The following is a 21,470-nucleotide window of genomic DNA, read 5'->3' as shown; positions in this document are numbered from 1 at the left end:
CCTAACGAATAAACTCTGGTTGTATTCGGTTGGTGTCGGGATAATGCTGTTGCAGCATTTGCCGTTTGTCGGAATGAAAGAGGTATCTCTCCATGGGCCGCAAGGTTACGAAAGCCATCTTCCCCGTAGCCGGACTCGGCACGCGATTTCTGCCCGCAACGAAGAGTATCCCGAAAGAGATCCTGTCGCTGGTGGACAAGCCCCTGATCCAATACGCCATTGACGAGGCGCGGGCGGCCGGCATCAAGGAATTCATCTTCGTCACCTCGCGCGGCAAGGGCGCGCTCGAGGATTATTTCGACCATGCCCACGAGCTTGAATCGAACCTCAAGAAGGCCGGAAAGGACAAGCTGCTGGACGTGCTTCGCAGCACCAATATGGATTCCGGCGCGATCGCCTATATTCGCCAGCACAAGGCTCTTGGCCTTGGCCATGCCGTGTGGTGCGCCCGGCGGCTTCTGTCGGATGACGAGCCTTTTGCCGTCGTCCTGACCGATGACGTGATCCAGGGCGAGCCGCCCTGCCTTCAGCAGATGATCGAAGCCTATGGCGAGACCGGCGGCAGCATGGTCGCCACGATGGAGGTCGCTTCCGACAAGGTGTCGTCCTACGGCGTTCTGGACGTGGCCGAGGATATGGGCGCCATCGTGCGCGCCAAGGGCATGGTCGAGAAGCCCAAGGCCGAGGATGCGCCATCGAACCTTGCCGTGATCGGCCGCTACATCCTTGCGCCGACGATCATGAAGAACCTCAACAAGCTGAAGCAGGGCGCCGGTGGCGAAATCCAGCTGACCGATGCCATCGCCGACGAGATCGAGGCCGGGCGCAACGTCTATGGCCTGCGCTTCCGTGGCCAGCGCTTCGATTGCGGCTCGAAGGCCGGCTTCCTGCAGGCGACCGTGGCATTCGGCCTGGAACGCGACGACCTCAAGGACGAATTCGCCGAATACCTGTATCAGGTGATGGCGATGCGCCGCGCAGCCGAGTAATCGAATGAGCAACCATGTTCTCGTGACCGGCGGCGCCGGTTATATCGGCTCGCATGCGTGCAAGGCGCTGGCGGCGGCGGGCTATGTGCCCGTCACGCTGGACAATTTCTCGACCGGCTGGCGTGATGCCGTCCGCTTCGGCCCGGCGGTCGAGGCCGATCTGATGGACCGCGCCGCGCTGGATGCCGCCTTTGCGGAATGGAAGCCGGTCGCGGTGCTGCATTTCGCGGCGCTGAGCCAGGTCGGCGAGGCGATGGCTCATCCCGGGAAATACTGGCGCAACAACGTGTCGGGCTCGCTGAACCTGATCGAGGCGGCCGTGGCGGCCGGTTGCATGGATTTCGTCTTCTCCTCGACCTGCGCGACCTATGGCGACCGCGATGGCGAGGTGCTGGACGAGGATACGCCGCAGGCGCCCCTGAACGCCTATGGCGCCAGCAAGCGCGCGATCGAGGACATGCTGGTCGATTTCGAGGCCGCGCATGGCCTGCGCCACGTGATCTTCCGCTATTTCAACGTGGCGGGCGCCGATCCCGATGCCGAGGTGGGCGAATTCCACCGCCCCGAGACGCATCTGATCCCGCTGATCCTGGACGCGGTGGACGGCAAGCGCGCGGCGCTGACAATCCACGGCACCGATTATCCCACGCCCGACGGCACCTGCATCCGCGACTACGTCCATGTGATGGATCTGGTCGATGCCCATGTGAAGGGCCTTGAATGGCTGCGCGCGGGCAAGGGCAGCCGGGTCTTCTGCCTTGGCACAGGCGACGGCTTCTCGGTCCGCGAAGTGGTCGAGGCCACGGGCCACGTCACCAATCGCGAGGTGCCGATGGTCGATGGCCCGCGTCGGGGCGGCGATGCGGTCAAGCTGGTCTGCGGCAGCCTGCGCGCCAAGTCGGAACTGGGCTGGAGCCCGGATCGCTCGACCATGAAGCAGATGATCACCGACGCCTGGCGCTGGCACCAGACGGGCGATTACAAGGCGTGACCGGCGCCGCCGGCGCGCTGTGGTGGGCCCTGCGGCTGCGCTGGAAGCGGCGCAAGCTGCTGTGGCGCGCCCGGCGGGCCGGGCGAAGCCTGCGGCCCATCACCGACCGCACGGCGGCGATTCGGCCGGACGACATCCTGGCCTTTGCGACGATCCGGAACGAGATCAACCGCCTGCCCGGCTTTCTGGACCATTACCGTGCGCTTGGCGTCGATCACTGTCTGATCGTGGACAATGGCAGCGATGACGGCTCGATCGCGTATCTTTCGGGCCAGCCGGACGTGTCCATCTGGCATTGCGGGGGCGGCTACCGGGCCTCGCGCTTCGGGATGGACTGGACGATGGCGTTGCTGGGACGCCATGGCCACGGGCATTGGTGCGTCACCGTCGATGCAGACGAATTGCTGATCTATCCCGGATACGAGAACCACAACCTGCGCGCCCTGACCCGTCATCTGGATGCCGAGCGGATCGAGGGCATCGGCGCGCTGATGCTGGACCTCTACCCCACCGGCCCGCTTGGCACGACCGACGCGCCGGATGACGCCCCGCTGACCGCACGCCTGCCCTGGTTCGATGCCGGGCCGCATCGCAGCAGGCGCATCCTGCCGCGCCGCAATCTGTGGGTTCAGGGCGGGGTCCGTGACCGGGTCTTCTTTGCCGACCGCCCCGAACGCGCGCCCACGCTGAACAAGCTGCCGCTGATCCGCTGGCGGCGGGGCATGGCCTATTTCAACTCGACCCATTCCATGCTGCCGCCACGGCTGAACCTGCTCTGGGACGGGCCGGGCGATCCGCGCCTGTCGGGCGTGCTGCTGCACAGCAAGTTCCTGCCCGAGATCGTCGAGAAATCCGCCGAGGAACTGCACCGGGCCGAGCATTTCGTCGATCCGGCGCCCTATCGCGCCTATCATGGCAGCCTGACCGAAAGGCCGGTCCTGCACGGCCCGGATTCGGTCCGGTTCCACGACTGGCGACAACTGGTCGAGCTGGGGCTGATGGGTCAAGGCAACTGGCCCGGTGCAACCGATCAAGATGTCGGCGATTAGGGCTTGCCAAGAATGCCGGTGCCGAACATTGCTAGAGGCATGAGTTTCAACCGTTCCGCCGCTGTCTAGCGCAGGGTCTGATGTTTCGTTCGCGGGCCTTATCCCTTGCAGATCGTCTGAAACGGCGGTCAGAGCGACAATATCTTGTCGCTCGGGCGTTCAATCGCCGGCGCGCGCTCAAACCGGTGGTGGATCGGACCGGGCGCATCCGCAAGGGCGACATCCTGGCCTTCGTCACGCTGCGCAACGAAAAGGCGCGGCTGCCCTATTTTCTGGATTACTATCGCAAGCTGGGCGTCAACCATTTCCTGTTCGTCAACAATGACAGCGATGACGGCAGCGGCGCCTATCTGAGCGAACAGCCCGACGTCTCGGTCTGGTGGACCAAGTCCGGCTACAAGAAGTCGCGCTTTGGCATGGACTGGATCAACTGGCTGCTGATGCGCCATGGCAACGGCCATTGGTGCCTGACGGTCGATCCCGACGAGTTCTTCGTCTACCCCCATTGCGACAACCGCCCGCTTGGGGCGCTGACAAGCTGGCTGGACAGTTCGGGGCGGCGGTCCTTTCCGGCGATGCTTCTGGACATGTATCCCAAGGGCCAGATCGAGGAGCAGCCCTATACCGAGGGCACCAATCCCTTTGCGATCGCACGCTGGTTCGACCCCGCCAACTACACGATCAGCAAGAACGCCTATTACGGCAATCTGTGGATCCAGGGGGGACCCCGGACGCGCGCCTTCTTCACCGAAGACCCGCTGGCCGGCCCGGCGCTGAACAAGATCCCGCTGGTGAAATGGTATTGGCGCTATGCCTATGTCAGTTCGACCCACATGCTGCTGCCGCGCAGCCTGAACCTTGTCTATGACGAGGATGGCGGCGAACAGGCCTCGGGCTGCCTGCTGCACGCCAAGTTCCTGTCGCTGTTCGCCGACAAGTCCGCCGAGGAACTGGATCGCGGCCAGCACTACGCCAACAGCCGCGAATACAAGGCCTATCACGCGGGCCTGCGCGGGCGCGGCACCGATCTGTGGTGCAGCGAGTCGCGCGAATATACGGGCTGGCGGCAGCTCGAGGATCTGGGCCTGATCTCGCGGGGGAACTGGGCATGATCGCGCCCGCCAACGCCCCGGTCCGCCTTGGCGTGGTGATGCTGTGCCATTCCGATCTGGACATGGCCGCCCGCATGGCGCGCATCTGGGTCGAGGGCGGGGCCCGCATCGCGATCCATGTCGATGCCAAGGCCACGCCCAAGGCGATGCGCGGAATGCGCGCGGCTTTGGCCGACCTGCCGCAGGTGGTCTTTTCACGCCGCCATCCCTGCGACTGGGGCCGCTTCAGCCTGGTGCGCGCCACGCAAGAGGCCGCCGAGGCGCTGCTGGCCGCGCATCCCGACCTGACCCATGTCTACCTGGCCTCGGGGTCCTGCCTGCCGCTGCGACCGATCCGCGACCTGATCGCCTATCTGGCCGAGGACCCGCAGCGCGACCACATCGAATCGGTCAATGCGCTGGATGTCGGCTGGACGGTGGGCGGGTTGAACGAGGAACGCTTCACCCTGTTCTATCCGCTGGATTGGCGGCGGCGGCGCTGGCTGTTCGACCGGCTGGTGAACCTGCAGCGGCGTCTGGGCTTCCGGCGGCGCATCCCGAAGGGGATCACCCCGCATCTGGGCTCGCAATGGTGGTGCCTGACCACCGCGACCCTGCGCGCGATCCTTGAGGACCCGCGCCGGACCGAATTCGACCGCTATTTCCGGCTGACCTGGATTCCCGACGAAAGCTATTTCCAGACGCTGGCCCGGCGGCATGCGATCCGCATCGAAAGCCAGTCGCTGACGCTGGCCAAGTTCGACCACGAGGGCAAGCCCTATCAGCTTTACGACGACCACATGCTGCTGCTCGAGGAATCGCGCTGCTTCGTGGCGCGCAAGGTCTGGAAGGGCTCGACCGGGCTGATGACGCGCTTTCCGCTGGCGGCCGAACCGCAGGTCGATCCGGCCCCGCCCCAGCCTCAGCATTTCGAGCGCCTGATCAACCGCACTGTGCGGCGCAGGCTTCTGGGGCGGCCCGGCCTCTACATGCAGAGCCGCTTTCCACGCAAGGATTGCGAGAACGGCAAGACCTCGGCGCCTTATGCGATCTTTCAGGGCTTCAGCGACATCTTTCCGGAATTCGAGACCTGGCTTGCCGCCCATGTCGAGGCCGATGTCCACGGCCACCTGCTGGGCCCCGAAATGGTCGAATTCGCGGGCCGGCCGCAGGTCGGGCCGGGCGCGATCTCGTCCATTCCGCAGATCCGCGACCGCGATCCGCAGGGTTTCCTGACCGCGCTGATCCGGGTGACGAACCGGATGCAGGTCTTCCAGTTCAGCCCGCGCGACAACCAGAAACTGAACTGGTTCATGGCGACCGATCCCAATGCGCAATTCCATGTGGTGACGGGGGCGTGGATGCTGCCGCTTCTGGATTGCGACATGCCCTTTGACGACATCCGCCGGATCAGCGCTCAGCTTCAGCGGGCCGAACTGAAGCAGCTCGAGGTGCTGAACTCGGTCTGGGTGAAGGCGCGCGTGCAGATCCACGAGCTGAACGACTTCATGGCCCGCCCGCAGGCGATCCTGGGGGCGGCGCTGCAACAGCTTCAGGTGCCGGTCCACCCCGCCGCGGACATGCCCCGGATGCGCAACACCGCGGGCCTGCCCGCCCTGCTGCGCCAGCTTCGCAATTCCGGCCTGCGTCCCCGCCTGACGGGCGAGGGGCTGGAGCTTCCCGAACAAAGCCTGACCGAAAGGACGGCCGCAGAATGACCGAAGCCTTCCGATCCTTCGTGATCTTCGCCGAGATGCGCACCGGCTCGAACCTGCTCGAGGCGACGCTGAACGCCATCAAGGGCGTCACCTGCTTCGGCGAGGCGTTCAACCCCTACATGATGGGCTGGCCCGACAAGGACGAATTGCAGGGCATCACCCGCGAACAGCGCGAGGCGGACCCGATGGTCCTTTATCGCAAGCTGATGGAGCGGCCCGGCCATCTGCCCGGCTTCCGCTATTTCCACGACCACGATCCCCGCGTCTTCGACCGCATCATCGAGGACCGGAGCTGCGCCAAGATCGTGCTGACCCGCAACCCGCTGGACAGCTATGTCTCGACCCGGCTGGCCTGGGAAACCAACCAGTGGAAGCTGAACGAGACCGAGACCCCGATCCCGGCCGCCATCACCTATGACGGCACCGAATTCCGCGAGATGCTGACCGCGATCGAGCGGTTCCAGCGCCGCGTCCTGCACCGGTTGCAGGTCTCGGGGCAGTCGGCCTTCTGGCTGGGATACGAGGATCTGCGCGACGCCGAGGTGATGACCGGCCTTGTCCACTGGATGGGCCGCACCGATGTGGCGCGGGTCGAACCGGCGCGCGATCAGGTGCCGCAGAACCCGCGCGAACTGGCCGACAAGGTCCGCAATTTCGACGAGATGCAGGACGACCTTCAGCAGATGGACCCGTTCATGCTGCGCCGCGTGCCGAATTTCGAACCGCGCCGCGGCCCCTCGGTGCCCGGCTTCATCGCGGTGGAATCGGGGCGCGGGCTGCTGCACATGCCGATCAAGGGCGGACCGCAGGGCGTGGCCGACTGGCTGGCCCGTCTGGACGACCTGCAATCCGGCTTTACCCAGACGACCTTGCGCCAATGGAAGCGCAAGCATCCCGGCCATCGCAGCTTCACCGTCCTGCGCCACCCGCTGTTTCGCGCTTGGTCGGCTTTTGACAACCTGCTGACCGAGGCTCCGGCCGAGATCCGGCAGGCGATGCGCGATGTCCAGCGCGTCGCCCTGCCCGCCGATGGCGACCTGCCGGGCCTGTCGCAGGACAGGCGGCTGGAATTGTTCGAGGCGTTCCTGGACTTCCTGCGCCGCAACCTGAACGCCCAGACGACGCTGCCGACCAGCCCCTATTGGGCCAGCCAGTCCGAGGTGGTTGCGGGCTTCGCGCGCTTCGTCTCGCCCGACATGATCCTGCGCGAGGATCGGCTGACCGACGACCTGCCCGCGCTGATCGACACGGCCGGCATCCGCAATCCCAGGCTGCAGCACTTCAAGCCCGAGCCGATGCCCGACTTCCTGCGCCAGAAGCCTCTGCTTCAGGCCGCGAAACAGGCCTATCTGCGCGACTACATCGCCTTTGGCTTCGAGGATTAACCCTCGGCCCCGGTCCAGCCCTGTTCCACAACCGCCTCCATCGCGACATAGCTTGATGTGGCGGTGACATGGGGCAGGGCCGAGATCTGTTCGGCCATGATGCGGCGGTAATCGGCCATGTCGCGCGACCGCACCTTGAGCAGATAGTCGAAGCCGCCGGCGATCATGTAGCATTCCTCGACCGCCTCGATGGCGCGGACGGCGGCGTTGAAGGCCTCCAGCGCTTTTTGGCGCGTGTCGGACAGGCGCAGCTCCACATAGGTCACATGGGTCAGCCCCAGCTTCAGCGGCGACAGCATCGCCCGGTAGCCGGTGATCAGCCCCGCCTCCTCCAGCGCGCGGATGCGGCCTGCGACGGGGGTCTTTGACAGGCCGACCTTGCGCGCCAGTTCCGTGATCGGGATTCGCGCGTTGGCCACCAGTTCCGACAGGATGCGGCGGTTGATCGGGTCCAGAAGCTCGTTCATCGCGAATTCCTCTTGGCGATGGTCCATCGGGCTACAGAATAGCCCGGTTTTGGTCACAAGGACCATGGCTGCTGCCGTATCATGGCGCCATCATCCCGGAGCCGCGCCATGACCGACCTGAAAGCCCTTGAATCCGCCGCCAAGTTCGCCCCCGAGCCCACGATCCTCGACCGGCTGGTGGCCGAGGCCGCACTGTCCGCCGAGGCCCGCGCGCGCATCAGCGCCAATGCCGCCGATCTGGTCCGCCGCATCCGCGCGCAGTCGCGGCCGACGATGATGGAGCACATGCTGGCGGAATACGGCCTGTCCACCCGCGAGGGCGTCGCGCTGATGTGTCTGGCCGAGGCGATGCTGCGCGTGCCCGACCGCATGACCATCGACGCGCTGATCGAGGACAAGATAGCGCCCTCGGATTGGGGCAGGCATCTGGGCGAAAGCGCCTCCAGCCTGGTGAACGCCTCGACTTGGGCGCTGATGCTGACGGGGCGCGTGCTGGACGATCCGCAACCGGGCATCGCGGGCACGCTGCGCGGCGCGATCCGCCGTCTGGGCGAGCCGGTGATCCGCGCCGCCATGCAGCGCGCCATGCGCGAGATGGGCCGCCAGTTCGTGCTGGGCCAGACCATCACCGACGCCCTGTCGCGCGCCCGCACGCTGGAGGCCAAGGGCTACAGCTACAGCTACGACATGCTGGGCGAGGCCGCGATGACGCGCGAGGATGCCGACCGCTACGCCCGGTCCTATGCCGACGCGATCGCGGCCATCGCGAAGTCCTGCGACAAGGGCGATGTGCGCGCCAATCCCGGCATCTCGATCAAGCTGTCGGCGCTGCATCCCCGCTACGAGGTCGCGCAAGAGGCCCGCGTCATGGCCGAACTGGTCCCCGTGGTGCGCGATCTGGCCCGCGCGGCCCGCGCCGCCGATATGGGCATGAACATCGACGCCGAGGAACAGGACCGCCTGTCCCTGTCGATGAAGGTGATCGAGGCCGCGCTGTCCGATCCCGAACTGGCGGGCTGGGACGGGTTCGGCGTGGTCGTGCAGGCCTATGGCAAGCGTGCGGGCGCGGTGATCAACTGGTTGCACGCGCTGGCCGTGCGTCTGGACCGCCGCATCATGGTTCGTCTGGTCAAGGGTGCCTATTGGGATACCGAGATGAAGCGCGCCCAAGTCGAGGGCCATCCCGACTTCCCGCTTTTCACCTCGAAGACGGCAACCGATGTCAGCTACATCGCCTGCGCGAAGAAGCTGATCGCCCATGCCGACCGCATCTATCCGCAATTCGCCACCCACAACGCCCATTCCGTCGCCGCGATCCTCGACATGGCCAAGGGCGTGGATTTCGAATTCCAGCGCCTGCACGGCATGGGCGAACGGCTGCACGACATCGTGCTGACCGATCACGGCACGCGCTGCCGCATCTATGCCCCGGTCGGCGCGCATCGCGATCTGCTGGCCTATCTGGTGCGCCGCCTGCTGGAGAACGGCGCGAATTCCAGCTTCGTCAACCAGATCGTGGATGAGGATGTCGCCCCCGAGGACATCGCCCGCGACCCCTTTGACGCGCTGCCCACCGCCCGCGCCCCGCAGGCGCTGAAGGCCCCCGCCGCGATCTATGGCGAAGGGCGCGTCAACGCGCAGGGCTTCGACCTGAATGCCGACGACGTGCTGGCCCGCATCGACGCCGGCCGCCAGGTCGCGCTGGACGACGCCGCCCCGATCACAATGCGCCCGGCCACCGGCCCGCGCCAGCCGGTCGTGAACCCCGCCAATGGCGAGGTTCTGGCCCATGTGACCGAGGCCGATGCCGAGACCGTCACCCGCGCCATCGAGGATGCCCGGACCTGGGATGCACCCGCCGCCGAACGCGCGCAGGTCCTGCGCCACGCCGCTGACCTTTACGAAGCCCAGTTCGGCCCGATCTTCGCCATCCTCGCCCGCGAGGCGGGCAAGACCCTGAACGACGCCGTGGCCGAACTGCGCGAGGCGGTGGATTTCCTGCGCTACTACGCCCAGCAGGGCGAGGCCCGCAGTGACGCGCCGCGCGGCATCATCACCGCGATCAGCCCATGGAACTTTCCGCTGGCCATCTTCACCGGCCAGATCGCGGCCGCGCTGATGGCCGGGAACGCGGTCCTGGCCAAGCCCGCCGAACAGACGCCCCTGATCGCCGCCTTCGCCGTGCGCCTGCTGCACAAGGCGGGCGTCCCGGCCTCGGCGCTGCAATTGCTGCCGGGCGACGGCGCCACGGTCGGCGCGGCGCTGACCCGCGATCCGCGCATCGACGGCGTGGTCTTCACCGGCTCGACCGAGATCGCCCGCCGCATCGCCGACAGCATGGCGCAGCACATGGTTCCCGGCACGCCGCTGATCGCGGAAACCGGCGGGCTGAACGCGATGATCGTGGACAGCACCGCCCTGCCCGAACAGGCGGTGCGCGACATCATCGCCTCCAGCTTCCGCTCGGCGGGTCAGCGTTGCTCGGCCCTGCGCTGCCTTTACGTGCAGGAGGACATCGCCGACCACGTCATCGCGATGATCCGGGGTGCGATGGATGAACTGACCGTGGGCGATCCCTGGCATCTCTCGACCGATGTCGGCCCGGTCATCGACCCCGAGGCGCGGCAGGGCATCCTTGACTGGATCGAGGCGCAGCGCGCCCGCATCCTGCACCAGCGCGCCGCACCGCAGCACGGGTGCTTCGTCCCGCCGACCCTGATCCGCGTCACCGGGATCGAGGATCTGGAACGCGAGATCTTTGGACCCGTCCTGCACGTCGCGACCTTCCGCGCCGCCGACCTGCCCAAGGTGATCCAGGCGATCAATGCGCGCGGCTACGGCCTGACCTTTGGCCTGCACAGCCGCATCGACAGCCGCGTGCAAGAGGTTGCCGACGCGGTTCATGCCGGCAATCTCTATGTCAACCGCAACCAGGTCGGCGCGACGGTCGGCAGCCAGCCCTTCGGCGGTGAGGGGCTTTCGGGCACCGGCCCCAAGGCGGGCGGCCCGCTCTATCTGCCGCGCTTCTTCGCGCCCGAACGCCCTGAAGGGGGCAGCGAGTGGACGACCCGCGACGATCCGGCCCGCCTTGCAGGCCTGCTGGGGCACGCGCCCGCGCGCAGCGTCTCGGAAACCCTGATGCCCGGCCCGACCGGAGAGCTGAACCGCCTGACCCTGACGCCCCGCCCGCCGGTGCTCTGCCTTGGTCCGGGGGCCGAAAGTGCCGAGGCTCAGGCCCGGGCCGTCCGCGCCCTGGGGGCCGAGGCCGTCACCGCCCAAGGCACGCTTTCGCCGGATGCGCTGGTGGATCTGCCGGGCCTCTCGGCGGTTCTGTGGTGGGGCGACGAGGCGACGGCCCGCGACATGGCCAAGGCTTTGGCGCAGCGTCAGGGTCCGCTGGTTCCGCTGCTGACCGCGATGCCCGATCAGGCGCATGTGCTGCATGAACGGCATCTGTGCGTGGACACGACCGCAGCGGGCGGCAACGCGGCCCTTCTGGCAGGCTGACCCGTTCGCGACCCTGGGCATCGGGGGCAAGCGCCCCCGGTGCCTGTGCTCAGCCCTGCGCCGCGACCACGCGCGTATCCCAGACCTGGCACAGCCGCGTCAGTTCCGGCGGCAGCGGGCGGTCGGTGAAGACGCAATCCAGCTCGGCCAGCGATGCGATCCGGGCGGGTGCGCTGCGCTTCAGCTTGGAATGATCCACCGCCAGAAACGTGCGGCGCGACTGGCGCAGGATGGTCTGGCTGACGCCGACCTCCTGAATGTCGAAATCCAGCAGATCGCCGTCGCGGTCCAGCGCCGAGCAGCCGATCACCGCCAGATCGAACTTGAACTGCCGGATCGTCTCGGCCGCGAGGGTGCCGACCAGCCCGCCATCCGACCGGCGCAGGTTGCCGCCCGTGACGATCACCTCGCAATCGGGATTGGCGGCCAGGATATTGGCGACGTTCATGTTGTTCGTGACGACCAGCATGTTGCGATGGCCCAGCAATTCACGGGCAACGGCCTCGGTGCTGGTGCCGATGTTCAGGAACAGCGAGATGTTCTCGGGCACCTCGGCGGCGCAGGCCCGCGCGATGGCGGTCTTTGCCTCCTGGTTCAGGGCGCGGCGTTCCTCGTAGCCGATATTGCTGACCCCCGAGGGCAGGATCGCGCCGCCATGCACCCGTTCCAGCCGCCCGGCCTCGGCCAGTTCGGTCAGGTCGCGGCGGATCGTCTGCAAAGTCACGCCGAAATGCGCCGCAAGCGCGTCGACCGTCACCTTGCCGTCGCGGCGGGCGATTTCCAGGATTTCGGGCTGGCGAAAGGATTGGGACATGCGCGCTCCGGTCAGGTTGACCAGAATTGCCATGTTCGATTCGTCCGCGCAAGTTTTTCGTATTTTTCCAGAACGAACATCCGGCCTCGCCTGCTATGCCCTTTGCACAACGTGAAAATCGGTTCTGCAGCGCGGAAAGTCCGAAAATCCCAGCCTTGTCAGCACTTTCATGCACGAACAAAAAAGAAAACAAAGTTCTTTCCTTTCTGCGCGTCCTGCGCCATGATCCCCTCGGAAGCGCAAGACGACGAGGCTGGCATGACGGCAGGCAGCACCCAGGACATGACCGATCTCTTCGTGATCGGCGGTGGCATCAATGGCTGCGGGATTGCCCGTGACGCGGCGGGGCGCGGCCTGTCCGTCACCCTGGCCGAGATGGGCGATCTGGCGCAGGCGACCTCGTCGGGCTCGACCAAGCTGTTTCACGGCGGCCTGCGCTATCTGGAGTATTTCGAGTTCCGGCTGGTCCGCGAGGCACTGATCGAACGCGAGGTGCTGCTGCGCGCGATGCCGCATATCAGCTGGCCGATGCGCTTCGTCCTGCCCTATCACCCTGAGATGCGGTTCGAATCCGACACGCCCACCTCCAAGCTGCTGGGCGTGGTCATGCCGTGGATGCGCGGGCGGCGCCCGGCTTGGCTGATCCGGCTGGGCCTGTTCCTCTACGACAATCTCGGCGGCCGCAAGATTCTGCCCGGCACCGCGACCCTGTCGCTGCCCGGCACGCCCGAAGGTGCCCCCCTGCAGGCGCGATTCGAGCGCGCCTTTGAATATTCCGATTGCTGGGTCGAGGATTCCCGGCTGGTCGTGCTGAATGCCCGCGACGCCGAGGCGCGCGGCGCCCGGATCCTGACCCGCACCCGCGTCCTCTCGGCCGAGCGTGAAAACGAACACTGGCGCGTCACGACGCAAGATAGCGAAACCGGCGAGACGCGGCAGCATCTGGCGAAGATGCTGGTCAATGCCGGCGGCCCCTGGGTCGGAGAGATCATCCAGACCAAGATCCGCCTGAACTCGACCGAGGGCGTGCGCCTGGTGCGCGGCAGCCATATCGTGACGCGCCGGCTTTACGATCACGACAAGTGCTATTTCTTCCAGGGGACCGATGGGCGGATCATCTTCGCCATCCCCTACGAGACAGACTTCACCCTGATCGGCACGACCGATGCCGAACATGACGACCCCTCGCGCAAGCCCGAATGCACGCCCGAGGAGCGCGATTACCTGCTGGCCTTCGCCAATCAGTATTTCACGCGCCAGCTTGGGCCCGAGGATGTCGTCTGGTCCTATTCCGGCGTGCGTCCGCTTTACGATGACGGGGCGCAAAGCGCGACGGCGGCGACGCGCGACTACACGCTGAAGGTGGACCAGAATGGCGGCGCGCCGGTGCTGAACGTGTTCGGCGGCAAGATCACCACCTATCGCCGCCTTGCGGAATCCGCGCTGCAGAAGATCGCGCCCTTCTTTCCGGGCCTGCCCGGCGCATGGACCAAGGGCGCGCCCCTGCCGGGCGGAGATTTCCCGGTCGATGCGGTGGGCCGGCTGGTCTGCGACCTGCGGGGCGCGCATCCGTTTCTCAGCGCGCCTTGGGCGCTGCGCCTTGTTCGCGCCTATGGCAGCGAGGCCAAGCTTGTGCTGAACGGCGCCCGGGATGCCGCCGATCTGGGCCGCGATTTCGGCGCGACCCTGACCGAGGCCGAGGTGATCTGGCTGATGGAGCGCGAATATGCCCGCAGCGCCGAGGACATCGTCTGGCGCCGCAGCAAGCTGGGACTGCGGATGACGCAGGACCAGATCGACGCACTGAACGACTGGATGCGCGCCCGCCGGGGCGGCGCATCGGCTGCCGCCGAATAGGGCGGCAGTCAAGGGGAGGGGGAATGACATGACTTTGGAATTGAAGGGCGTCAGCAAGGTCGTCGAGGGGCAGGTTCACATCCACCCCACCGACCTGCGCCTTGAGAAAGGCACGATGAACGTGCTGCTGGGGCCGACGCTCTCGGGCAAGACCTCGTTGATGCGGCTGATGGCGGGGCTGGATCGCCCCGCGCAGGGGCGCGTGATCTGGCAGGGCCGGGACGTGACCGGGATGCGCGTTCAGGACCGTCAGGTGGCGATGGTCTACCAGCAATTCGTCAACTATCCGGCGATGACGGTCTACGAGAACATCGCTTCGCCCCTGCGGCTGATGGGGGTCTCGCGCCCCGAGATCGACCGCCGCGTGCATGAGGCCGCCGAGCTGATGCGCCTGACGCCGATGCTGACGCGCAAGCCGCTGGAATTGTCGGGCGGCCAGCAGCAGCGCTGCGCGCTGGCCCGCGCGCTGGTCAAGAATGCCGGTCTGGTCCTGCTGGACGAACCCTTGGCCAACCTCGACTACAAGCTGCGCGAGGAACTGCGCGTCGAGATCCCCCGCATCTTCGAGGCATCGGGCGCGATCTTCGTCTACGCGACGACCGAACCCGAAGAGGCGCTGCTGCTGGGCGGCAATACCGCGACCCTGTGGGAGGGCCGCGTGACGCAATTCGGCCCGACACCGCAGGTCTATCGCCAGCCGGTCGACGCGACGACGGCGCGCGTCTTCAGCGATCCGCCGATGAACTTCCTTCCGGTGCGACTGGCGCAGGGGCGCATGTCCTATGGCGACAGCCACGCGCCTGCCGGTGCGCTGGCGGGGCTGCCCGACGGCACCTATCTGGCGGGTTTCCGGCCCAACCACCTGCATCTGCACCAGCCCTCGGCCGATGCGATCCGCTTCGACACGCGGCTGGTCGTGACCGAACTGACCGGGTCCGAGACCTTCATCCACCTGGACCATCACGGCGCGCGGTGGGTGGGGCTGATCCACGGCGTCCACGATCTGGCGCTGGACGCCGCCCTGCCGGTCTGGCTGGAGCCGCGCCACATCTATGTCTTCGCCGAGGATGGCCGCCTGGTCACCCCCGCGCCCTATGCCCTTGCAGCCTGAGAGGTTCGGACGATGGCCAAGATCACGCTGGACAACCTTGCCCATTCCTACCTGCCCCAGCCCAAGGGCCCCGATGATTTCGCGCTGAAAGAGCTGAACCACGACTGGGAGGACGGCGCCGCCTATGCGCTGCTGGGGTCCAGCGGCTGCGGGAAATCGACGCTGCTGAACATCATCTCGGGGCTTCTGGTGCCGTCGCAGGGGCGCATCCTGTTCGACGGCGTGGACGTGACCCACGCGCCCACGGCGGAACGCAACATCGCGCAGGTGTTCCAGTTCCCGGTCGTCTACGACACGATGACCGTGCGCGACAACCTGGCCTTTCCGCTGCGCAATCGCGGCCGCCCGGAAAGCTACGTCGCCGAGCGCGTGAACGAGATCGCCCGTATGATCGGCATGGAACACATGCTGGACCGCAAGGCCCGCGGGCTGACGGCGGATGCCAAGCAAAAGATCAGCCTTGGCCGCGGCATGGTCCGCAAGGATGTGAACGCGCTTCTCTTCGACGAGCCGCTGACCGTGATCGACCCGCACATGAAGTGGGAATTGCGCACGCAGCTGAAGAAACTGCACCACGATTTCGGCCATACGATGATCTACGTCACCCATGACCAGACCGAAGCCCTGACCTTCGCCGACAAGGTCGTGGTCATGTATGACGGCCGCGTCGTGCAGATCGGCACGCCCGAGGAATTGTTCGACCGGCCCGAGCACACCTTTGTGGGCTATTTCATCGGCTCGCCGGGGATGAACCTGCTGCCGGCCGAAGTATCGGGACGCGAGGCGCGGATTCCGGGCGGCGTCACGGCGCTGGCGGGCGATTATCGCGGCCTGTCGGGCAAGGTGCAGCTGGGCATACGCCCCGAACATCTGCGCCTGACCGCAGACGAGGGCTTGCCCGTCACCATCCACCGGATCGAGGATGTCGGCCGCCACCGCATCATCCGCGCCGATCTGGCCGGTCACGACATCAACATCATCGCCGCCGAGGATCAGGCCGTCACCCCCGACATGGGGCGCGTGGCGATCGATCCTCTGCGGGTCAACATCTACGCCGACGACTGGCGCGTGGCAGCCGCCTGACGCGCACCAGAGGGGAGGGGGAAAACATGGAAAAGACCGTCAACCACAAGGCCTGGTTCCTTGTTCTGCCGGTTCTGGTGCTGGTCGCGTTCTCGGCGGTGATCCCGCTGATGACGGTGGTCAACTACGCCTTTCAGGACACGTTCGGCAACAACGTCTTCTTCTGGCACGGTCTCGGCTGGTTCGAGGAGCTGCTGGCATCCGACCGGATGTGGAACGCCCTGTGGCGCCAGCTGGCCTTTTCCGGGATCATCCTGGCGATCGAGATCCCGCTAGGCGTCCTCGTCGCGCTGAACATGCCCAAGCGAGGCGTCTGGGCCAGCGTGGTGCTGGTGCTGATGTCGCTGCCGCTTCTGATTCCGTGGAACGTGGTCGGCACGATCTGGCAGATCTTCGGCCGCGTCGATATCGGGCTTCTGGGCTATACGCTGAACAGCCTGGGCATCAGCTACAACTACACGCAGAACCCCGCCCATGCCTGGGCCACGGTGATCGTGATGGATGTCTGGCACTGGACCTCGCTTGTGGCGCTGCTGGCCTATGCCGGGCTGCAATCCATCCCCGACGCCTATTACCAGGCCGCCAAGATCGACCAGGCCAGCCGCTGGAAGGTGTTCCGCTATATCGAGCTGCCCAAGATGGCCGGCGTGCTGATGATCGCGGTCCTGTTGCGCTTCATGGACAGCTTCATGATCTACACCGAGCCCTTCGTCGTGACAGGGGGCGGGCCGGGCAATGCCACCACCTTCCTGTCGATCGACCTGGTGAAGATGGCGCTCGGCCAGTTCGACCTCGGTCCCGCCGCCGCATTCTCGCTGATGTATTTCCTGGTCATCCTGCTGATTTCGTGGGTGTTCTACACCGTGATGACCAATCTGGACAAAAGGGGGTGACGCCATGGCCGACCTGACCGCAACCGCCGCCGCCACGCCCCGCAGCCGCAGCCGCGCCCTGCCGCGCGTCAAGGGCAGCGTCATCATCATGGGGCTCTACCTGCTGTTCCTGATGCTGCCGATCTACTGGCTCTTGAACATGAGCCTGAAAACCAATGCCGAGATCACCGGCACGTTCAGCCTGTGGCCGCAGAACCTGACCTTTCAGAACTATGTCACGATCCTGACCGACCCCAGCTGGTATATGGGCTATGTGAACAGCCTGATCTACGTGGTGATGAACACGGTGATCTCGGTCGCGGTGGCCCTGCCTGCGGCCTATGCCTTCAGCCGCTATCACTTCATGGGCGACAAGCACCTGTTCTTCTGGCTCTTGACGAACCGCATGGCGCCGCCCGCCGTCTTTGCGCTGCCCTTCTTCCAGCTCTATTCCTCGGTCAGCCTGTTCGACACGCATATCGCGGTGGCGCTGGCGCATTGCCTCTTCAACGTGCCGCTGGCGGTCTGGATCCTGGAAGGCTTCATGCGCGGCGTCCCGAAAGAGATCGACGAGACCGCCTATATCGACGGCTACAGCTTCCCGCGCTTCTTCGTGAAGATCTTCATGCCGCTGATCTCGTCCGGGATCGGGGTGGCGGCGTTCTTCTGCTTCATGTTCTCGTGGGTGGAGCTGCTGCTGTCGCGCACGCTGACCAGCGTGAACGCCAAGCCCATCGCCGCCACGATGACACGCACCGTGGGCGCATCAGGGATCGACTGGGGCGTTCTGGCCGCGGCCGGGGTGCTGACCATCGTTCCGGGCGCGCTGGTGATCTATTTCGTCCGCAACTACATCGCCAAGGGCTTTGCCCTGGGCCGCGTGTAACGGAGGCCCGCTATGTCCTGGATGGCATGGACCCAACCCACCGCGATCTTCTTCATCATCATCGCCCTGCTGCTGGTCACCTTCACGGTGCTGGCGATCCGCTTCCCCGAAACGCCCCGTCGCGGCGTGCTGGGGATCGAGACGACGCGGGGCGACCGACTGTTCATCACGCTTCTGGGCTCTGCCTTCATCAACCTCGCCTGGCTGGGGGTGATGGGGGCGGCGATGCAGCCCTGGGCGCTGCTGATCTGCCTTGTCTACGCCGCCGCCGTATTCCGGTGGGTGTGACAAGGTTGGGATGGCCGGGCGTGAGGGGCCCGGCCATCCGACAAGACTGACCTCGACGGTTCACAGGGAGGGAAAGATGAACCTGAAGCTGATGTCCACCACGGCGGTCCTGCTGGCTCTGACCGGCCCCGCCTTCGCCGATATCGAGGCCGCGCGCGCGTTCCTCGATTCCGAGATCGGCGACATGTCGGTCCTGACCCGCGAGGAGCAGGAAGCCGAGATGCAGTGGTTCATCGACGCGGCCGAGCCTCTGCGCGGCATGTCGATCAACGTGGTGTCGGAAACGATCACCACCCACGAATACGAGGCCCGCGTCCTGGCGCCGGCCTTCACCGCCATCACCGGCATTCAGGTCACCCACGACCTGATCGGCGAGGGCGACGTCGTCGAGAAGCTGCAGACGCAAATGCAGACCGGCGAGAACGTCTATGACATGTATATCAACGATGCGGACCTGATCGGCACGCATTGGCGCTATCAGCAGGTCCGCAACATCACCGACTGGATCGCCGGCGAAGGCGCGGATTTCACGAACCCGAACCTGGATCTGGACGACTTCATCGGCCTGGCCTCGGCCACCGGCCCGGACGACAAGCTCTACCAGCTGCCGGTCCAGCAATTCGCCAACCTCTACTGGTTCCGCCACGACTGGTTCACCGATCCCGAGATCATGGCCGCCTTCCGCGAGGAATATGGCTACGAGCTGGGCGTCCCCGTGAACTGGTCCGCCTATGAGGACATCGCCAAGTTCTTCACCGGGCGCGAGATCGACGGCCAGACGGTCTGGGGCAACATGGATTACGGCAAGAAGGATCCGTCGCTCGGCTGGCGCTTTACCGATGCCTGGATGTCCATGGCCGGGATGGGCGACAAGGGCGAACCCAACGGCTTCCCGGTCGATGAATGGGGCATCCGCGTCAACGAGAACTATCAGCCCGTGGGTTCCTGCGTGGCGCGCGGCGGCGCGACCAACAGCCCGGCAGCGGTCTACGCGATCGAGCGATACATCGACTGGCTGAAGAACTACACGCCCCCGGCGGCCGCGGGCATGACCTTCAGCGAGGCCGGGCCGGTTCCCGCTCAGGGCAACATCGCCCAGCAGATGTTCTGGTATACCGCCTTTACCGCCGACATGGTCAAGGAAGGTCTGCCGGTCATGAACGAGGACGGCACGCCCAAATGGCGCATGGCGCCCTCGCCGTATGGCGCCTATTGGGAAGAGGGGATGAAGGTCGGCTATCAGGATGTGGGCTCGGCCACGCTGATGCAATCGACCCCGGTCGACCGCGCCCAGGCGGCCTGGCTCTACGCGCAGTTCATCGTCTCGAAGACCGTGGACACCAAGAAGAGCCATGTCGGCCTGACCTTCGTGCGCGACAGCTCGATCCGTCACGACAGCTTCACCGAACGTGCGCCCCGGCTGGGCGGCCTGGTCGAGTTCTACCGCTCGCCCGACCGCACGCGCTGGTCGGATACCGGCCTGAACGTGCCGGATTACCCGCGTCTGGCGCAGCTGTGGTGGCAGAACATCGGTGACGCCTCGTCGGGCGCCAAGACCGCGCAAGAGGCGCTGGACGCGCTGTGCGAGCAGCAGGAAGCCGTGCTCGAGCGTCTTCAGCGTTCGGGCGTCCAGGGCGATCTGGGTCCGGTCCTGAACGAGCCCGAGGACCCGCAGGTCTGGCTGGACCGCGAAGGCGCGCCGAAGCCGAAGCTCGAGAACGAGAAGCCCGAGCCGGTGACCATCGCCTATGAGGAACTGATCCAGCGCTGGCAGCAATAAGGCCCGCGCGATAGGCTTGGGGGGCGCGGTCGACCGTGCCCCCTTTTTCAGCCCGACCCGAGGAAGACCATGACCCATATCCTTGCCATCGATCAGGGCACGACCTCGTCCCGCGCGATTCTGTTCGACGCCGACATGAATGTCCGATCCAGCGCGCAGGAAGAGTTTCCGCAGCATTTCCCCCGTTCCGGCTGGGTCGAACACGACCCCGAGGATCTGTGGGCAACCGTCGCCGCGACCTGCCGCGCGGCCATCGAAAAGGCGGGCAATCCGACCATCGCCGCCATCGGCATCACCAACCAGCGCGAGACCGTCGTGGTCTGGAACCGCAAGACCGGCAAGGCCGTTCACAACGCCATCGTCTGGCAGGACCGCCGCACCGCCGAATTCTGCCGCGACCTTGAAGCCGCAGGCCATGGCGACATGATCACCGCCCGCACGGGTCTGCTGGTGGATCCCTATTTCTCGGCCACCAAGGTCAAGTGGATCCTCGATCATGTCGAGGGCGCGCGCGCCGCCGCCGAGGCGGGCGATCTGGCCTTTGGCACCGTGGACAGCTGGCTGATCTGGCGGCTGACCGGCGGCGCGGTCCATGCGACCGACGCGACCAATGCCGCGCGCACGATGCTTTACGACATCCACAAGGGCCGCTGGTCGGCGACCATCTGCGACCTGTTCGGCATCCCGCAATCCATGCTGCCCGATGTGCGCGATTGCTCGGCCGACTTCGGCACCACCCGGCCCGACCTGTTCGGCCGCCCGGTTCCTATCACAGGTGTCGCAGGCGACCAGCAGGCGGCGACAGTGGGGCAGGCCTGTTTCCAGCCCGGCATGATGAAATCGACCTATGGCACAGGTTGCTTTGCGCTGCTGAACACCGGCGACACGCCCGTCGCCTCCAGCCAGCGGCTGCTCACGACCATCGCCTATCAGCTTGACGGCAAGCCGACCTACGCGCTGGAGGGCTCGATCTTCATCGCCGGCGCGGTGGTGCAATGGCTGCGCGACGGGCTCAAGATCATCCGCGAGGCGCGCGAGACGCAGCCCCTGGCCGAAAGCGCCGATGAAAGCCAGCGCGTGATCCTGGTCCCGGCCTTCACTGGACTGGGCGCGCCCTACTGGAAGCCCGAATGCCGGGGCGCGATCTTCGGGCTGACCCGCAATTCCGGCCCCGCCGAACTGGCCCGCGCCGCACTGGAAAGCGTGGGCTTCCAGACGCTTGACCTGCTTCAGGCGATGCGCGCCGACTGGCAGGGCGATGGCCGCACCGCCCTGCGGGTGGATGGCGGCATGGCGGCCTCGGACTGGGCGATGCAGTTCCTCTCGGACATCATCGGCGCGCAGGTTGACCGCCCCCGCATCACCGAAACGACCGCCCTCGGAGCCGCCTGGCTGGCGGGCCAGCGGCAGGGGATCTATCCCGATGCCGAAGGCTTCGCCCGGTCATGGGCACTGGAACGCAGCTTCCAGCCGCAGATGTCGGACGAGCTTCGAACCGAGCGTCAGGATGAATGGCGCCGCGCCATCCAGGCGACGATCGGGGTCTGTTCCTGAGCGCCCGATGCGGCGGCGTCATGCACGT

The 21,470-nt window shown here is 66.1% G+C and carries 17 protein-coding genes; 15 read left to right on the top strand and 2 right to left on the bottom strand.

Annotation, left to right across the window (positions count from 1 at the left end; translation table 11 throughout):
* Nucleotides 1-92: 92 nt before the first annotated feature.
* The 6 genes from galU (at nt 93) to QAR72_RS03835 (ending at nt 7,223) form a co-directional block, all read left to right on the top strand.
* Nucleotides 93-989 (top strand): UTP--glucose-1-phosphate uridylyltransferase GalU, encoded by an 897-nt coding sequence (gene galU / locus QAR72_RS03860; RefSeq protein ID WP_304616046.1) that lies wholly within the window; start codon nt 93-95, stop codon nt 987-989.
* Between the two features lie 4 nt (nt 990-993).
* Nucleotides 994-1,980 carry a UDP-glucose 4-epimerase GalE gene (gene galE / locus QAR72_RS03855; protein ID WP_304616045.1) on the top strand — a complete coding sequence of 329 codons (987 nt, stop codon included), beginning with the start codon at nt 994-996 and terminating at the stop codon, nt 1,978-1,980.
* Entirely contained in the window at nt 1,977-3,029 is a 1,053-nt protein-coding gene (locus tag QAR72_RS03850) for a glycosyltransferase family 2 protein (protein ID WP_304616044.1), read from the top strand. Before galE ends, QAR72_RS03850 begins: the two co-directional genes overlap by 4 nt.
* 80 nt (nt 3,030-3,109) lie before the next feature.
* On the top strand, nt 3,110-4,141 hold the full coding sequence (locus QAR72_RS03845) for a glycosyltransferase family 2 protein (RefSeq protein ID WP_304616043.1): 1,032 nt from the start codon (nt 3,110-3,112) through the stop codon (nt 4,139-4,141).
* Complete coding sequence (locus QAR72_RS03840; protein ID WP_304616042.1) at nt 4,138-5,838, top strand: DUF5927 domain-containing protein; 1,701 nt, start codon at nt 4,138-4,140, stop codon at nt 5,836-5,838. Before QAR72_RS03845 ends, QAR72_RS03840 begins: the two co-directional genes overlap by 4 nt.
* Nucleotides 5,835-7,223, top strand: coding sequence for a sulfotransferase family 2 domain-containing protein (locus tag QAR72_RS03835; protein ID WP_304616041.1), 1,389 nt, complete (start codon nt 5,835-5,837; stop codon nt 7,221-7,223). Before QAR72_RS03840 ends, QAR72_RS03835 begins: the two co-directional genes overlap by 4 nt.
* Here QAR72_RS03835 and QAR72_RS03830 read toward each other — a convergent pair.
* Nucleotides 7,220-7,717: an Lrp/AsnC family transcriptional regulator gene (locus QAR72_RS03830; protein ID WP_442953543.1), complete on the bottom strand. Its 498-nt coding sequence runs from the start codon at nt 7,715-7,717 to the stop codon at nt 7,220-7,222. The genes QAR72_RS03835 and QAR72_RS03830 overlap by 4 nt on opposite strands.
* Before the next feature lie 81 nt (nt 7,718-7,798).
* Between QAR72_RS03830 and putA the strand changes: the two genes are divergently transcribed.
* Nucleotides 7,799-11,197: a bifunctional proline dehydrogenase/L-glutamate gamma-semialdehyde dehydrogenase PutA gene (putA, locus tag QAR72_RS03825; RefSeq protein WP_304616040.1), complete on the top strand. Its 3,399-nt coding sequence runs from the start codon at nt 7,799-7,801 to the stop codon at nt 11,195-11,197.
* Nucleotides 11,198-11,246: 49 nt separating this feature from the next.
* Here putA and QAR72_RS03820 read toward each other — a convergent pair whose 3' ends face one another.
* On the bottom strand, nt 11,247-12,011 hold the full coding sequence (locus QAR72_RS03820; RefSeq protein ID WP_304616049.1) for a DeoR/GlpR family DNA-binding transcription regulator: 765 nt from the start codon (nt 12,009-12,011) through the stop codon (nt 11,247-11,249).
* A 258-nt stretch (nt 12,012-12,269) separates the two neighbouring features.
* Here QAR72_RS03820 and glpD point away from each other — a divergent pair, with 258 nt between their 5' ends.
* The 8 genes from glpD (at nt 12,270) to glpK (ending at nt 21,442) form a co-directional block, all read left to right on the top strand.
* Entirely contained in the window at nt 12,270-13,868 is a 1,599-nt protein-coding gene (glpD, locus tag QAR72_RS03815) for a glycerol-3-phosphate dehydrogenase (RefSeq protein WP_304616048.1), read from the top strand.
* Nucleotides 13,869-13,896: 28 nt separating this feature from the next.
* On the top strand, nt 13,897-14,979 hold the full coding sequence (locus QAR72_RS03810) for an ABC transporter ATP-binding protein (RefSeq protein WP_304616039.1): 1,083 nt from the start codon (nt 13,897-13,899) through the stop codon (nt 14,977-14,979).
* Nucleotides 14,980-14,991: 12 nt separating this feature from the next.
* The gene (locus QAR72_RS03805) at nt 14,992-16,062 is read left to right on the top strand and encodes an ABC transporter ATP-binding protein (RefSeq protein WP_304616038.1); all 1,071 of its coding nucleotides are present in this window, start codon (nt 14,992-14,994) and stop codon (nt 16,060-16,062) included.
* A gap of 26 nt (nt 16,063-16,088) precedes the next feature.
* Complete coding sequence (locus QAR72_RS03800) at nt 16,089-16,955, top strand: carbohydrate ABC transporter permease (RefSeq protein WP_304616037.1); 867 nt, start codon at nt 16,089-16,091, stop codon at nt 16,953-16,955.
* 4 nt (nt 16,956-16,959) lie between these two features.
* Nucleotides 16,960-17,820: a carbohydrate ABC transporter permease gene (locus tag QAR72_RS03795; RefSeq protein WP_304616036.1), complete on the top strand. Its 861-nt coding sequence runs from the start codon at nt 16,960-16,962 to the stop codon at nt 17,818-17,820.
* Nucleotides 17,821-17,832: 12 nt separating this feature from the next.
* Nucleotides 17,833-18,108: a DUF2160 domain-containing protein gene (locus QAR72_RS03790; RefSeq protein ID WP_219828945.1), complete on the top strand. Its 276-nt coding sequence runs from the start codon at nt 17,833-17,835 to the stop codon at nt 18,106-18,108.
* Between the two features lie 76 nt (nt 18,109-18,184).
* Nucleotides 18,185-19,888 (top strand): ABC transporter substrate-binding protein, encoded by a 1,704-nt coding sequence (locus QAR72_RS03785; RefSeq protein WP_304616035.1) that lies wholly within the window; start codon nt 18,185-18,187, stop codon nt 19,886-19,888.
* Between the two features lie 69 nt (nt 19,889-19,957).
* Nucleotides 19,958-21,442, top strand: a complete 1,485-nt coding sequence (glpK, locus tag QAR72_RS03780) for a glycerol kinase GlpK (protein WP_304616034.1) — start codon at nt 19,958-19,960, stop codon at nt 21,440-21,442.
* Nucleotides 21,443-21,470 lie beyond the last annotated feature (28 nt).

It is taken from the genome of Paracoccus sp. (in: a-proteobacteria) (genome assembly GCF_030604785.1).
Taxonomy (GTDB): Bacteria; Pseudomonadota; Alphaproteobacteria; order Rhodobacterales; family Rhodobacteraceae; genus Paracoccus.
This window is presented reverse-complemented; position numbering and strand designations above follow the sequence as displayed.

Bases quoted from the DNA above. Each gene is read 5' to 3' on its own strand.
- galU (WP_304616046.1), top strand. From the start codon at position 93: ATGGGCCGCAAGGTTACGAAAGCCATCTTCCCCGTAGCCGGACTCGGC.
- galE (WP_304616045.1), top strand. From the start codon at position 994: ATGAGCAACCATGTTCTCGTGACCGGCGGCGCCGGTTATATCGGCTCG.
- QAR72_RS03845 (WP_304616043.1), top strand. From the start codon at position 3,110: ATGTTTCGTTCGCGGGCCTTATCCCTTGCAGATCGTCTGAAACGGCGG.
- QAR72_RS03840 (WP_304616042.1), top strand. From the start codon at position 4,138: ATGATCGCGCCCGCCAACGCCCCGGTCCGCCTTGGCGTGGTGATGCTG.
- QAR72_RS03835 (WP_304616041.1), top strand. From the start codon at position 5,835: ATGACCGAAGCCTTCCGATCCTTCGTGATCTTCGCCGAGATGCGCACC.
- QAR72_RS03830 (WP_442953543.1), bottom strand. From the start codon at position 7,717: ATGGACCATCGCCAAGAGGAATTCGCGATGAACGAGCTTCTGGACCCG.
- putA (WP_304616040.1), top strand. From the start codon at position 7,799: ATGACCGACCTGAAAGCCCTTGAATCCGCCGCCAAGTTCGCCCCCGAG.
- QAR72_RS03820 (WP_304616049.1), bottom strand. From the start codon at position 12,011: ATGTCCCAATCCTTTCGCCAGCCCGAAATCCTGGAAATCGCCCGCCGC.
- glpD (WP_304616048.1), top strand. From the start codon at position 12,270: ATGACGGCAGGCAGCACCCAGGACATGACCGATCTCTTCGTGATCGGC.
- QAR72_RS03810 (WP_304616039.1), top strand. From the start codon at position 13,897: ATGACTTTGGAATTGAAGGGCGTCAGCAAGGTCGTCGAGGGGCAGGTT.
- QAR72_RS03805 (WP_304616038.1), top strand. From the start codon at position 14,992: ATGGCCAAGATCACGCTGGACAACCTTGCCCATTCCTACCTGCCCCAG.
- QAR72_RS03800 (WP_304616037.1), top strand. From the start codon at position 16,089: ATGGAAAAGACCGTCAACCACAAGGCCTGGTTCCTTGTTCTGCCGGTT.
- QAR72_RS03795 (WP_304616036.1), top strand. From the start codon at position 16,960: ATGGCCGACCTGACCGCAACCGCCGCCGCCACGCCCCGCAGCCGCAGC.
- QAR72_RS03790 (WP_219828945.1), top strand. From the start codon at position 17,833: ATGTCCTGGATGGCATGGACCCAACCCACCGCGATCTTCTTCATCATC.
- QAR72_RS03785 (WP_304616035.1), top strand. From the start codon at position 18,185: ATGAACCTGAAGCTGATGTCCACCACGGCGGTCCTGCTGGCTCTGACC.
- glpK (WP_304616034.1), top strand. From the start codon at position 19,958: ATGACCCATATCCTTGCCATCGATCAGGGCACGACCTCGTCCCGCGCG.